15 protein-coding genes are annotated in these 11900 nt (G+C 68.6%); 2 read left to right on the top strand and 13 right to left on the bottom strand.

The genetic code is table 11. The features are described from left to right. Positions 1-17 precede the first annotated feature (17 nt). The 6 genes from ACIRG5_RS37060 to guaB all read right to left on the bottom strand — a co-directional run bounded on the left by ACIRG5_RS37060 (position 18) and on the right by guaB (position 4308). Positions 18-557, bottom strand: coding sequence for a type II toxin-antitoxin system RelE/ParE family toxin (locus ACIRG5_RS37060; protein ID WP_402913823.1), 540 nt, complete (start codon positions 555-557; stop codon positions 18-20). Continuing rightward, positions 550-870: a type II toxin-antitoxin system Phd/YefM family antitoxin gene (locus ACIRG5_RS37065; RefSeq protein WP_402913825.1), complete on the bottom strand. Its 321-nt coding sequence runs from the start codon at positions 868-870 to the stop codon at positions 550-552. The genes ACIRG5_RS37060 and ACIRG5_RS37065 overlap by 8 nt, the downstream gene beginning before the upstream one ends. 65 nt (positions 871-935) lie before the next feature. Beyond that, positions 936-1163, bottom strand: coding sequence for a hypothetical protein (locus ACIRG5_RS37070; RefSeq protein ID WP_402913828.1), 228 nt, complete (start codon positions 1161-1163; stop codon positions 936-938). A gap of 39 nt (positions 1164-1202) precedes the next feature. Next, positions 1203-1409, bottom strand: coding sequence for a hypothetical protein (locus ACIRG5_RS37075; RefSeq protein WP_402913830.1), 207 nt, complete (start codon positions 1407-1409; stop codon positions 1203-1205). A 201-nt stretch (positions 1410-1610) separates the two neighbouring features. Continuing rightward, complete coding sequence (locus ACIRG5_RS37080) at positions 1611-2744, bottom strand: GuaB3 family IMP dehydrogenase-related protein (RefSeq protein WP_319974960.1); 1134 nt, start codon at positions 2742-2744, stop codon at positions 1611-1613. A gap of 52 nt (positions 2745-2796) precedes the next feature. Continuing rightward, positions 2797-4308 (bottom strand): IMP dehydrogenase, encoded by a 1512-nt coding sequence (guaB, locus tag ACIRG5_RS37085; RefSeq protein WP_319974959.1) that lies wholly within the window; start codon positions 4306-4308, stop codon positions 2797-2799. 142 nt (positions 4309-4450) lie between these two features. On the opposite strand from guaB, the gene ACIRG5_RS37090 reads away from it, so the two are divergent. After that, the gene (locus ACIRG5_RS37090) at positions 4451-4834 is read left to right on the top strand and encodes a DUF5319 domain-containing protein (protein ID WP_402913834.1); all 384 of its coding nucleotides are present in this window, start codon (positions 4451-4453) and stop codon (positions 4832-4834) included. A gap of 94 nt (positions 4835-4928) precedes the next feature. On the opposite strand, the gene ACIRG5_RS37095 is transcribed toward ACIRG5_RS37090, so the two are convergent. The 5 genes from ACIRG5_RS37095 to ACIRG5_RS37115 all read right to left on the bottom strand — a co-directional run bounded on the left by ACIRG5_RS37095 (position 4929) and on the right by ACIRG5_RS37115 (position 9249). Beyond that, a complete protein-coding gene (locus tag ACIRG5_RS37095) occupies positions 4929-5810 on the bottom strand; it encodes an anti-sigma-D factor RsdA (RefSeq protein WP_402913837.1) in 882 nt (293 codons plus the stop codon). Then, positions 5811-6383: a sigma-70 family RNA polymerase sigma factor gene (locus ACIRG5_RS37100; protein ID WP_030471987.1), complete on the bottom strand. Its 573-nt coding sequence runs from the start codon at positions 6381-6383 to the stop codon at positions 5811-5813. It lies immediately after the preceding gene. A 308-nt stretch (positions 6384-6691) separates the two neighbouring features. After that, positions 6692-7288, bottom strand: a complete 597-nt coding sequence (locus ACIRG5_RS37105) for a response regulator transcription factor (RefSeq protein ID WP_030471988.1) — start codon at positions 7286-7288, stop codon at positions 6692-6694. 81 nt (positions 7289-7369) lie between these two features. Further along, positions 7370-8263 carry a hypothetical protein gene (locus ACIRG5_RS37110; protein WP_402913987.1) on the bottom strand — a complete coding sequence of 298 codons (894 nt, stop codon included), beginning with the start codon at positions 8261-8263 and terminating at the stop codon, positions 7370-7372. A 47-nt stretch (positions 8264-8310) separates the two neighbouring features. Continuing rightward, the gene (locus ACIRG5_RS37115; RefSeq protein ID WP_402913989.1) at positions 8311-9249 is read right to left on the bottom strand and encodes a MerR family transcriptional regulator; all 939 of its coding nucleotides are present in this window, start codon (positions 9247-9249) and stop codon (positions 8311-8313) included. Positions 9250-9429: 180 nt separating this feature from the next. Between ACIRG5_RS37115 and ACIRG5_RS37120 the strand changes: the two genes are divergently transcribed. After that, positions 9430-9726: a WhiB family transcriptional regulator gene (locus tag ACIRG5_RS37120; RefSeq protein ID WP_086663892.1), complete on the top strand. Its 297-nt coding sequence runs from the start codon at positions 9430-9432 to the stop codon at positions 9724-9726. A 74-nt stretch (positions 9727-9800) separates the two neighbouring features. On the opposite strand, the gene groL is transcribed toward ACIRG5_RS37120, so the two are convergent. Together groL and groES are read right to left on the bottom strand one after the other, a co-directional pair. Further along, positions 9801-11429, bottom strand: a complete 1629-nt coding sequence (gene groL, locus ACIRG5_RS37125; RefSeq protein ID WP_402913840.1) for a chaperonin GroEL — start codon at positions 11427-11429, stop codon at positions 9801-9803. Between the two features lie 82 nt (positions 11430-11511). Continuing rightward, positions 11512-11805 carry a co-chaperone GroES gene (gene groES / locus ACIRG5_RS37130; RefSeq protein WP_030478362.1) on the bottom strand — a complete coding sequence of 98 codons (294 nt, stop codon included), beginning with the start codon at positions 11803-11805 and terminating at the stop codon, positions 11512-11514. Positions 11806-11900 lie beyond the last annotated feature (95 nt).

Raw genomic sequence — 11900 nt, forward strand, 5'->3', positions numbered from 1 at the left:
GTTACTTCCGGTAACGCCTAGTCCCCTATCGGTTCAGACGGGCGAGGAACGCTCATGAAGGCGGTCCAGAGGTCCACCGCCTGCTCCAGACTCAGCGCCGCGACCTGCTCCAGAGGAATCCCGGCGGTGTGCACGAGACGCTGCGCCAGCCAGTCGGGGACCGGCTCCCGCGGCGGGACCTCCTCCACGACCACGTCGCCCGCGAGGCGACCGAGCCTGCCGATGACATCGGCCAGCTTGGCCAGCGTGGAGTCCTCGTCAGCGATCGACGCGATCCTCGCGGACGCCTCGGCGTAGACCTCGGCATCCGAGCGTGCGCCCACGCACCAGACCTCACAGATCTCGATCGCGCCGTCAGACGTGACCCGGTAGACGATCCGCCAGTGGTTGCGTCCCACCACCAACTTGCGAAATCCGGTCAACTCGCCACCGAGCGGATGCCCGGCCTCCGGGTTGTCGAGCAGGATCTGGATCTTCTTGAGAACCTTGGGCACGACATCAGGGCCAAGGCGACGCAGGTCATCGACAGCCGCGTCGGTGAACAGAACTTCAGCCATCGAGCGAGTCGTCGTCCTTCACCGCCGCCAGCGACTCACGGGTGTGCCCGAACGCCGCCAGCACGTCGTCGAAGGACGTGCGCCGGCCCGAGTCGGCAGCCGACCGCGCCAGCACGAGCGCCAGGTCCCTCAGATCCGCCGCTGCTTCGTCGATCTCAGCCAGGCGACTCATCGCGACGACAGCGGCCACTGGACGACTGTGCCGCGTGACGACCACCGGACCACCCTGCTCGGCGTCGGCGACCAGCCCGGCGACGCCACGTTTCGTGGCCTCCGTGACGGTCAGCTCGCGAGCCTCGTGAAGTGCGGTCATGTACCGAACTATACAGAAAATCTGGACAGAAGGTCGAGGGTGCGCGGGCAGGCGCACCCGTCGACTCAAAGGACCAGGCCCTCGATCACCCACACCATGAACGCCACGGCCAGCGCCGTGATCACCAGCCCACCGCAGACGAACAGGGTCAGCATCTTCCAGCCGATGTCCCCGACTCGCTCGTCGACCTCCTCTGGCGCTTCGTCGATCTCGAACTCTTGGACTTCGGCGTCCGGGTCGATCGTGTCCACATCACTGTTCTTGCCGTCGCCGAACAAGGCATCCAATTCCACGCACACAAGGACGCGCGGAGTAGCCGTCTGGTTGCAAGATCAGGTCTGGGCCCACGCGGCGATCGGGAGGTTGAGGTAAACGCCCACGTCAGCGAGGCCGCAAGCGTCGGCGATGGCCTTGCACAGGTCGTCGACCCGGTCCTGGCGGTTGGCGGCGCGGCTCTCGAACCACTTCGAGCGGACCTCGACAACGATGTCCATGCCGCTGACGTCGAACGGGCCGCGCGGGCGGAAGCGCAGTTCCACATCGCCGGCTGGAGATCGCCGTCGTAGGGCTCTTCCGGGCACTCGACCGCCACCGAGACGGCGTGCGGGAGCATTGCCGCCAGTTCCTTGAGCACTGCGTGGGGGACGTGGGGTGCGTAGGTGATCTCGACGAGCGGCACGGCGTCCAGGAAAGCAGAAGGGCGCGTCCCTGCTGGAACGCGCCCCTCGACCTGGTTGATCTCAGCCGCGGATGGTCAGGCCGACCTTCTGGAACTCCTTGAGGTCCGAGTAGCCGGTCTTGGCCATGGCGCGCTTGAGGGCCCCGAACAGGTTCGTCACGCCGCGCGGGTCGGCGGACGGGCCGAACAGCAGCTTGCGCAGGTCGAGCTCCTGGTCCACCGCGTCGGCGACGAGGCTGCGCGGCACGGACGGGTGCGCGGACGACGCCGTCCAGTACAGGCCCTGGCCCGGTGCCTCGGTCGCGGCGGCCAGCGGCTCGCCGAGCATCACGGCGTCGGCACCGCAGGCGATGGACTTCGCCACGTCGCCCGAGGTCGTGACGCCACCGTCGGCGATGACGTGCACGTAGCGGCCGCCGGTCTCGTCGAGGTAGTCGCGGCGCGCGGCCGCGGCGTCGGCGATCGCGGTGGCCATCGGCACGCCGATGCCCAGCACCGAGTCGGTGGTGGTGACGCCGGGTGTGTAGCCGTAGCCGACGATCACGCCCGCCGCGCCGGTGCGCATGAGGTGCATGGCGGTGCGGTAGTCGCCGACACCGCCGGCGATCACCGGGATGTCGAGGTCCGCGATGAACGACTTCAGGTTCAGCGGCTCGCCGTCACGCGACACGTGCTCCGCCGAGATGATCGTGCCCTGCACGACCAGGATCTCGACGCCCGCGGCCAGCAGGTCCGGCGTCAGCTCGGCAGCGCGCTGCGGGCTGACGCGGACCGCGACCGTGACGCCCGACTCGCGGATCTGCTTGACCGCCTCGGCGATCAGGTCCATCCGCAGCGGCGCGGAGTGCAGCTCCTGCAGGACCTTCACGGCCGCCGCCGGGTCGTCGCTGTCCTCGGTCGCCTGGACCAGGCGGAACAGCGCCTCGTCCACGTCGCCGTGGCGGGCCCAGAGACCCTCGGCGTTGAGCACACCGAGGCCACCGAGCTCACCGATCGCGACCGCCGTGCCCGGCGACACGATGGCGTCGGTCGGGTGGGTGATCAGCGGGATGTCGAAGCGGTAGGCATCGATCTGCCACGTCGTGGAGACGTCCTTCGACGACCTCGTCCGACGCGACGGGATGATCTCGATGTCGTCCAGCTCGTAGGCCCGCCTCGCGGTCCGGCCCATGCCGATCTCGACCAGATCGCGCACCTGTGGTTCCTCTCCAAAGCTTTAGAACGAGCCCTCAACCAGCCCGAACACCCTAACGGGTGGTGTAGTTCGGGGCTTCGACGGTCATCGTGATGTCGTGCGGGTGGCTTTCCTTCAGGCCCGCCGCGGTGATGCGCACGAGCTGCTGGTTCTGCAGCTCGGCGATCGTGTGGGAGCCCGTGTAGCCCATCGCCGCGCGCAGGCCGCCGTTGAGCTGGTGCACGACCTGCGACAACGGGCCGCGGAACGGCGTGCGGCCCTCGATGCCCTCGGGGACGAGCTTGTCCTCGTTGAGCACGTCGTCCTGGAAGTAGCGGTCCTTCGAGAACGACTTGTTCTCGCCACGGGACTGCATCGCGGCCAGCGAGCCCATGCCGCGGTAGGTCTTGAACTGCTTGCCGTTGACCAGGATCAGGTCGCCGGGCGCCTCCTGGGTGCCCGCGAGCAGCGAGCCGAGCATCACGGCGGACGCGCCGGCCGCGATGGCCTTGGCGATGTCGCCGGAGTACTGGATGCCGCCATCGCCGATCACCGGCACACCGGCAGGGGTGCAGGCCAGCGACGCCTCGTAGATCGCGGAGATCTGCGGCACACCGACACCGGCGACGACGCGCGTGGTGCAGATCGAGCCGGGACCGACACCGACCTTCACGCCGTCCGCGCCCGCGTCCACCAGCGCCTGGGCGCCGGCCCGCGTCGCGACGTTGCCGCCGACGACGTCCGCCGAGTCGCCGAGCTCCTTCTTGATGCGCGCGACCATCTCCAGCACGCCGCGCGAGTGCCCGTGGGCCGTGTCGACCATCAGCACGTCGACGCCGGCCTCGGCGAGCGTCATCGCGCGGACGAACGAGTCCTCGCCCACACCCACGGCGGCGGCGCACAGCAGGCGGCCGTCCGGGTCCTTGGTGGCCATCGGGTACTGCTCGGTCTTGACGAAGTCCTTGACCGTGATCAGGCCCTGCAGCTTGCCGTCACCGTCGACGATCGGCAGCTTCTCGACCTTGTGCCGGCGCAGCAGGCCGAGAGCGGCCTCCGCTGACACCCCGACCTGCGCGGTGACCAGCGGGCCCTTGGTCATGACCTCGATCACGCGCTTGGTGTGGTCGAGCTCGAACCGCATGTCGCGGTTCGTGATGATGCCCACGAGCTTGTTGTTCGAGTCCGTGACCGGCACACCGGAGATGCGGTAGCGCGCACACAGCGCGTCGACCTCGGCCAGCGTGTCGTCGGGCGAACAGGTGACCGGGTCGGTGACCATGCCGGCCTCCGACCGCTTGACGGTCTCGGCCTGACGGGCCTGGTCCTCGATGCTCAGGTTGCGGTGCAGCACGCCGATGCCGCCCTGACGTGCCATCGAGATCGCCATCCGGCCCTCGGTGACCGTGTCCATGGCGGCGCTGGCCAGCGGAATCCTGAGGGTGATGTTGCGCGAGATCCTGGTGCTCGTGTCGACGCCACTCGGAACGACGTCGGACTCGGCAGGCAGCAGGAGCACGTCGTCGAAGGTCAGTCCCAGCATGGCGAACTTCTGCGGGACTCCATCAGCGTTGAGCTCGCTGGTCATAGCGGGTGACATGCCTTCCGTCGTGCGGTCTGCGCTCTGCCTGCCCTTTTGGGGTCCTGCGTGTCCAGTTTCCGCAGGCGGAGGCGGTGCGACCCATGGTATCTGGACGACCGAGGGGGTACGGCGGGTACCGTGCGGGGTCGTGCCGCACGACGCGTTGCCACCAGACCCCTTCGCGGGTGACCCAGAAGACCCCGCACTCTCTCTGGGCGAACCGCACCACGACCACCCCCCGATGGACGACGACGAGCGAACAGAGCTGGTCAGCGACCTGAGCGATCTCGCCGTCTACCAAGCGCTGCTGGAACACAGAGGCGTGCGCGGCATCGTCGTGGACTGCGGCGAGTGCGAGGAACCGCACTATCACGACTGGGCACTGTTGCGAGCCTCACTCGAACAACTCCTCGCCGACGGCCGCATGCGCCCGCACGAGCCGGCCTTCGACCCGAACCCCGGCTCCTACGTCAGCTGGGAGTACTGCCGGGGATACGCGGACGGCGTCACGGCCACCGAGTCGGCCCGCTGACCGCAGGACCGGTCACATTCCACCTGACGTGTGAACGCCTGAGCATGTGAACGGCCCCTGACCTCGAAAGGTCAGGGGCCGTTCACACTGCGTCTCAGTTGGAGCCGGTCGTCTCGCCGATGGTCTCACCGGCGGTGCCGGTCGACCTGGTCTCGCCACCGGGGTCCGGCGGCGGCGGAGGCGGCGGGATCACCTCGCCGTTCGACGTCGGCGGCGCCGGAGTCTCCGACGAGGTCGGCGTGGACGGCTGAGGCGTCGACGGCTCGGTCGACGGCGTGGAGGACGGCGTCGTGGGTTCCGACGACCTGGTCGGCTTCGGCGGCTTCGGCGTCGTCGTGGACGGCGGCGTCGAGGTGTTGGTGTCGAGCTCCTTTTCGAGCTCCTTGTGCTTCTCCTCGAGCTTCTGCTTGCCGTCGGCCGTGGACACCGACTCGAGGCTGGCGCCGATCTTGTTCAGCTTCTCGCGGGCCTCGTCGACCTTGCCCTCGCGCAGGGCGAGGCGGGCCGACTCGAGGTCGGTGTTGATGATGGCCGCTGCCTCGATCGACTTCGCGTGCTCGGAGTACAGCACTCGCGTGAGACCCCAGAGCGCGTCGCCGGGCTGGGCGTCGCGGGCCACGAGGCTCACGCCGGTGAAGGCGATGGCCAGGACCGCCGCGGCGCTCGCCAGCGGGATCAGGAAGCGGTGCCTGCTCACCGGCTGCGGGCGCGCAGCCTGGATCGTGGCGATCGCCGTGTCCGTGTCGACGAGCTCGCCGAACGGCTCGGTCTCCACCTCGTTGCGCCATGCGAGCAGCAACGCGTTCAGCTCGTCGTCGGCCACATTGCCGGCCGCGCCCGGTGTCGCCGACCCCAGCGCGTCCAGCAGCCTGTCATCAGCCTGTACAGCCGAAAGATCATCTGCGACGGGTTCGTGCGGGGCTCTATCGTCCTGTCCGCGCACTTCCTCGTCGTCCTTCCCGTGTTCGTCGGCCACTCAGACCACCTCCTCCGCTGCCAGCGACTTGCGCAGCCGAGCCAGCGCACGGTGTTGCGCCACCCGAACCGCACCCGGAGTCGAACCAACCGCCTCGGCAGTTTCCTCGGCGGACAGTCCGACCACCACCCTCAACAGCAGGATCTCCCGCTGCTTCTCCGGCAGGACGCGCAGTAGGACAGCCATCCGGTCGGAGAGTTCGCCCTGCATCGCCCGCTGCTCCGGACCAGCTTCGGTCTCCGGCGCGTCGGGAACTTCGGGAACGGGCTCGGAGCGGTTCCTGGCGGCAGACCGATGTGCATCGGCGACCTTGTGCGCCGCGATCCCGTACACGAACGCGAGGAAGGGCCGACCCTGATCGCGGTAGCTGGGCAATGCCGTGAGCACCGCGAGACACACCTCCTGGGCCACATCGTCCGCCGAAGCGAAGCTTCGCTCCTGCCTTCCAACTCGGGCGCGGCAGTACCGCACCACCAGAGGACGAATGGAGGCCAGCAGGCGTTCGATCGCCTGGCGGTCGCCGTCGACGGCCGCGCCCACTTCGGCGTCCAGTCCGTCCCCCAAGTTGGTCATCGCAGACAACAGCCCTGGTGTTACTTGTTGGCGTACCGACATAGAACAGCACGAGTCACTCACAGCGACTCGTTGCAGCGCCTTCACCGTACCGGTCTTCAGGCCTTCTGTTCATAGGCGGGGTATGGACACCCCGCGTGAACAGCAGACACGCCCGAACGGCTGACAGCCCGGCGACATTGTCACCGGGCTGGGCTAATTGCGCGACCTGGAGAACCATCGGCCGCGAGAGTGAGCCCTCTCACGCCACCGGCCCCGCTTCCCCACATGCGGCATATGAGGACGCGGGGCCGGTGCGGCGAGAGCGACTACTGAACGAGGCCTCGCCGGAAGCCGTGGGCGACCGCCTGAGCGCGGTCACGAACACCGAGCTTGCGGAAGAGACGACGGGCGTGCGTCTTGACCGTGTCCTCCGACAGGTAGAGCTCGCGGCCGATCTGGCCGTTGCTCTTGCCCTGGCTCATGCCACGCAGCACCTGGAGCTCACGCTCCGTGAGCTGCACGCCAGGGTCGGAGGGCTGACGAGGCGCCGGCACCGAGGTGCTGGCGAGCGTGTGCGCGAGGGCCGCCACAAGCTCGGGACGCGACGCGTCCCACCTCAGGTAGCCACGCGCACCGCCGGCGATCGCCGCGGCGATGCTTCCGGCGTCGTCGGGGGCTCCGAAGACGATGACGTTTGCCTGGGGGTTCGCGGAGACGAGCCGACGGGTTGCTTCAACTCCGGTCGGGACGGCGCGCTGGGTTCCCACCAGGACGACGTCGACCGGCTGCCTTGAAAAGCGAGCCAACAACTCGTCACCGTGCGCTACGCAGTCGATGCGGCTGACCCCTGGGACAGCCGACATCACGCGGGTGAGACCCTCACGCACACTGCGCCGGTCGTCGCAAATAAGGACCGTGGTCACGGGGACTCCTTTCCTGCAGCCGAGTGACGTTCCATCTCCCCTATCGGACGCTTACGGCCCGACCTTGACACGATCCGGTGCTTAATCCGTCAAGAAGTTCGCCTGAGGGTCTGCGTTCGGGGGTTCCCCGGAACGGAGCAGCCCGGTCGGCACCCACGGGGAATCAAGGGCGACCTGTCGGCTGACGGCATCAGCTCTGCGTAACACGCAGCTCAGAGCCTCCGTCGCCCGGTCGATGGCGACTGCGCCCATCGTGGGGGCATGACCCGCCAGGACGAGAGCGCTCGGCCAGATCAACGGATGAAGCCCCTTCGCGGCGCTGTGATTTAGCTCACACTCGACTAGTTCAACCCCGCGGTTCAGGCCGTCGGGTGTCCCCCACACGACCAACGAGGTGCCCAGAACGAGTGCCGACTTGAGCTCGTGCCGGAGCGCCTTTCTGCTCGTCGCCACGGCATGGGCGGCCTCGGCGGGCGCCACCGCGGCCTGCGCCCGGCCGGACGCCAGCTCAATCTCCGCGGTTACCCAGCCCTTGCGGACCTCACTCCTCCACGAGTGCGTCTCAACTCGTGCGAGCAACCCGCGGGCCTCCCCCAGGCGTTGAGCACCCAGCGAATCGGCCGCGAGACCGAGCAGGGCGTCCGTCCGGGCACCTGCGGCGTCGATCCCGTCCGGGTCGCCGCGGTCCGCGGACTGGACACGGGCGAGCGCCGCGCCGTCGAGGGGACGGGCGAGGTGATGAGCCCCTAGCTGACGGTGGTGCGACGCGCGAGTCGAGAGGGCGAGGGACGCGATCACCGGGTCGGGGCCGTGACGGAGCGCATCCAATGTGGTGGCGGCCGCCGCGTAGTGGCCCTGACCTCCCAGAACGACGGCCGCGAGCCACCGGGCGCGAGAGCTGGGGGACGCCGTCGCGGCCCAGACGTCGAGATCGGGTGAGTCACCGAAGGCGGCTCGGCGCAGCTCCTCTTCCATCACGGCGAGGAGTCTGCCGTCAGCTGAGGGACCGCGGGCGCGAGGCCTCAGGTGACGGCCGACTCCACCGCGTCCACCGCGGCGGCGAGGTCCTCGACCCGCTCCGCCGGACCCGTCACCACACCCCGCCTCCAGCCGGGCCCGCCCACGAACAACCTCACCTGCTGCCGGGTGCGCGGCAGAGCGGTGATCACCCCCGGATCGGCGTAGCGCGGCAACTGCGCCCACAGCACCACCGCGGCGGGCGCGGTACGGCGTACGGCGGCGGCCAACGCGTCCACGGGCAACGCCGCCCCGAGCTGCCGGACGACGACTCCTCGGTGCGCCAGTTCCGCGGCCAACGGGTAGAGGGGAAGGTTGTGCCTCTCCTCCGGCATGCACGCCAGCAGCACGGGCCGATGGTTGCGTCCGGACGTGACGAGCGGTGTCGCGCGCACGAACGCCGCGAGCACGCACTCGTTCAACAGGTGCTCGACCTCGACGCCGGCCCCGGAGAGCTGCCACCGCGCGGCGACGGCCGTCAGCACCGGCCGGACGACCTCGTTCCAGGTGGTGATCACGCCGTCGGACGCCAGCGAGTCGGCGAGCATCCCCTGGACGGCGATGGAGTCCATCGCGACGGCCGCGCGGCCCAGTCCGCGCGCCAATCGAGACGCTCCTGGCAATTTCAGTCCACGTCCACCCGATGGTGCGACGGGAACCACTCCGTGTGTCATCGACGATTTCGAGTCGAGCGCGAAACGGGCGGCTTCGGCGGACGACGCGCCACGAAGAAGAGCGCGTTGCATCAATTCGAGCCGGGCCACGTCCGGAGGCCCGTATTTCCGGTGCCGCCCCACGGTGTGGCCGGTCGGACCGAGTCCGTAGCGGCGGTCCCAGGTGCGAAGGGTGGCGGGTGCCACGCCGAGTCGCCTGGCCACCGCGGCCACTGAGAGAAGGGGCTCACTCGTGTGACTCCCGGCAGAGGTGTGCTCCGGCGGTGTCATCACGAGAGCCATGTTCCGTTCACCTCATCCGGGCGGCAACTCCGGGCGGTGAGTGATCGAACACGCGTGCCGTCACCCATCAGTTGATAAGGGTCTTCAGCCTCTTGAACAAGTTTTGAAGCGGTTCTACGGTGGATCATCATTAAGCCGAATGGAGCAGTCGTCACGGAGGCGGTCTCGATGGCGGACACCCGAAGGCTCCCCGGTCCCAACGCAGACCTGTGGGACTGGCAGATGCGCGGTTCGTGCCGGGGCATGGACAGTGCGTTCTTCTTCCACCCCGACGGCGAACGGGGCCCGGCGAGATCTCGGCGGGAAGCTCGCGCCAAGGCCGTCTGCCTCGCCTGCCCGGTGTTGGAGATGTGTCGCAGGCACGCGCTCGCGGTGCAGGAACCGTACGGAATCTGGGGCGGGCTCTCTGAATCGGAGCGCGACCACATCATCAAGGCACGAAAACGGCAATTGGCAATCGTCTAGACAATAAAACCGGGGCGGCACCAAACGAAATGGTGCCGCCCCGGTTTATTTGAGTTCGAAGAACTCGGCAGGTCTCAGTGGCCGTGCCCGTGTCCGTGGCCGTGTCCGGCCGCGGAGGAAGCGGGCTCGTCCGCCTTCTTCTCGACGATGGCGCTCTCGGTCGTGAGCACCATGCGCGCGATGGAGGCGGCGTTCGCCACGGCGGAACGCGTGACCTTGACCGGGTCGATGATGCCCTGCTCGAGCAGGTCACCGAACTCCAGCGAGGCGGCGTTGATGCCGAAGCCCCACTCGCCCTCGCGGACCTTGTTCACCACGACGGCGCCTTCGAGGCCGGCGTTCGCGGCGATCCAGAACAGCGGCGCGGACAGGGCCTTCGCGACGAGCGCGACACCCGTGGCCTCGTCACCCGACAGGCCGAGGCCACCGTCGAGCACCTTGGCGCCGTGCACGAGAGCGGAGCCACCGCCGGGGACGATGCCCTCCTCGACCGCGGCCTTGGTAGCGGCGACCGCGTCCTCGATGCGGTGCTTGCGCTCCTTGAGCTCGGTCTCGGTGGCGGCGCCGACCTTGATCACGGCGATGCCGCCGGAGAGCTTCGCGAGGCGCTCCTGGAGCTTCTCGCGGTCCCAGTCGGAGTCCGTGTTCTCGATCTCACGGCGCAGCTGCTCCGCGCGGCCGGCGATGTCGGCCTTGGTGCCGCCGCCGTCGACGATCGTGGTGTCGTCCTTGGTCACGACGACGCGGCGGGCGGAGCCCAGCTGGTCGAGCGTGGTCTCGGCCAGCTTGAGGCCGATCTCCGAGGAGATCACCTCGCCGCCGGTGACGACCGCGAGGTCGTCCAGGAACGCCTTGCGACGGTCACCGAAGAACGGCGCCTTCACGGCGACGACCTTCAGGGTCTTGCGGACGGCGTTGACCACCAGCGTGGACAGGGCCTCGCCCTCGACGTCCTCGGCGATGATCAGGAGAGGCTTGCCGGACTCCGCGACCTTCTCGAGGATCGGGAGGACGTCGGCCAGCGCCGAGATCTTCTCGCGGTGCAGCAGGATGCGGACGTCTTCGTAGACGGCCTCCTGCGCCTCGAGGTCGGTCGAGAAGTGCGTCGACACGTAACCCTTGTCGAACTGCACGCCCTCGGTGATGACCAGCTCGGTCGCGAGCGTGGACGACTCCTCGACGGTGATGACACCGTCCTCGCCGACGCGCTCGATGGCCTCGCCGAGCAGGGCGCCGATGGACTCGTCACGCGAGGAGACGGTGCCGACCTGCGCGATGTTCTCGCGGCCCTTGACCGGGGTGGCCTTGGCCTTGAGCGCGTCCACGACGGCGTCGGAGGCGGCCTGGATGCCACGGCCGAGCGCGGTCGGGTTCGCACCCGCGGCGATGTTGCGCAGGCCTTCCTTGACCAGCGCCTGCGCCAGCACGGTGGCGGTGGTGGTGCCGTCACCCGCGACGTCGTTGGTCTTGGTGGCGACCGACTTGGCGAGCTGCGCGCCGAGGTTCTCGAACGGGTCGTCCAGCTCGATCTCGCGAGCGATGGTCACACCGTCGTTGGTGACCGTCGGGCCACCGAACTTCTTGTCGAGCACGACGTGCCGCCCACGCGGGCCAAGGGTGACCTTGACCGTGTCGGCGAGCTTGTTGACGCCGCGCTCAAGCGCCCGACGAGCGTCCTCGTCGAAGCTGATCTGCTTGGGCATTGACTGAAGCCTCTCTGAGTAGCGAAACGCCCCGGACACCCCGGATGGGGCGCCGGGGCGTCAGGCATGACAGCCGAGCGTCTTAGTTGACGACGGCCAGCACGTCGCGGGCGGAGAGGATCAAGTACTCCTCGCCGTTGTACTTGACCTCGGTGCCGCCGTACTTCGAGTAGATGACGACGTCGCCGACAGCGACGTCCAGCGGGACGCGGTTGCCCTTGTCGTCGATGCGGCCGGGGCCCACCGCGAGGACCTTGCCCTCCTGGGGCTTCTCCTTCGCGGTGTCCGGGATCACGAGGCCGGAGGCGGTCGTCGTCTCGGCCTCGGAGGCCTGGACAACGATCTTGTCCTCAAGCGGCTTGATGTTCACGCTCACCGGGATGACCTCCACGGGTCGTTGGCAGGTTCGTCTGTTTAACGGCTCCTGCCACCCCGCCGTCGCGGGGGTCGGGGCGGTACTGGTGCCGTGCA

The sequence above is a fragment of the Lentzea sp. NPDC102401 genome (genome assembly GCF_044765805.1).
Classification (GTDB): Bacteria; Actinomycetota; Actinomycetes; order Mycobacteriales; family Pseudonocardiaceae; genus Lentzea; species Lentzea sokolovensis.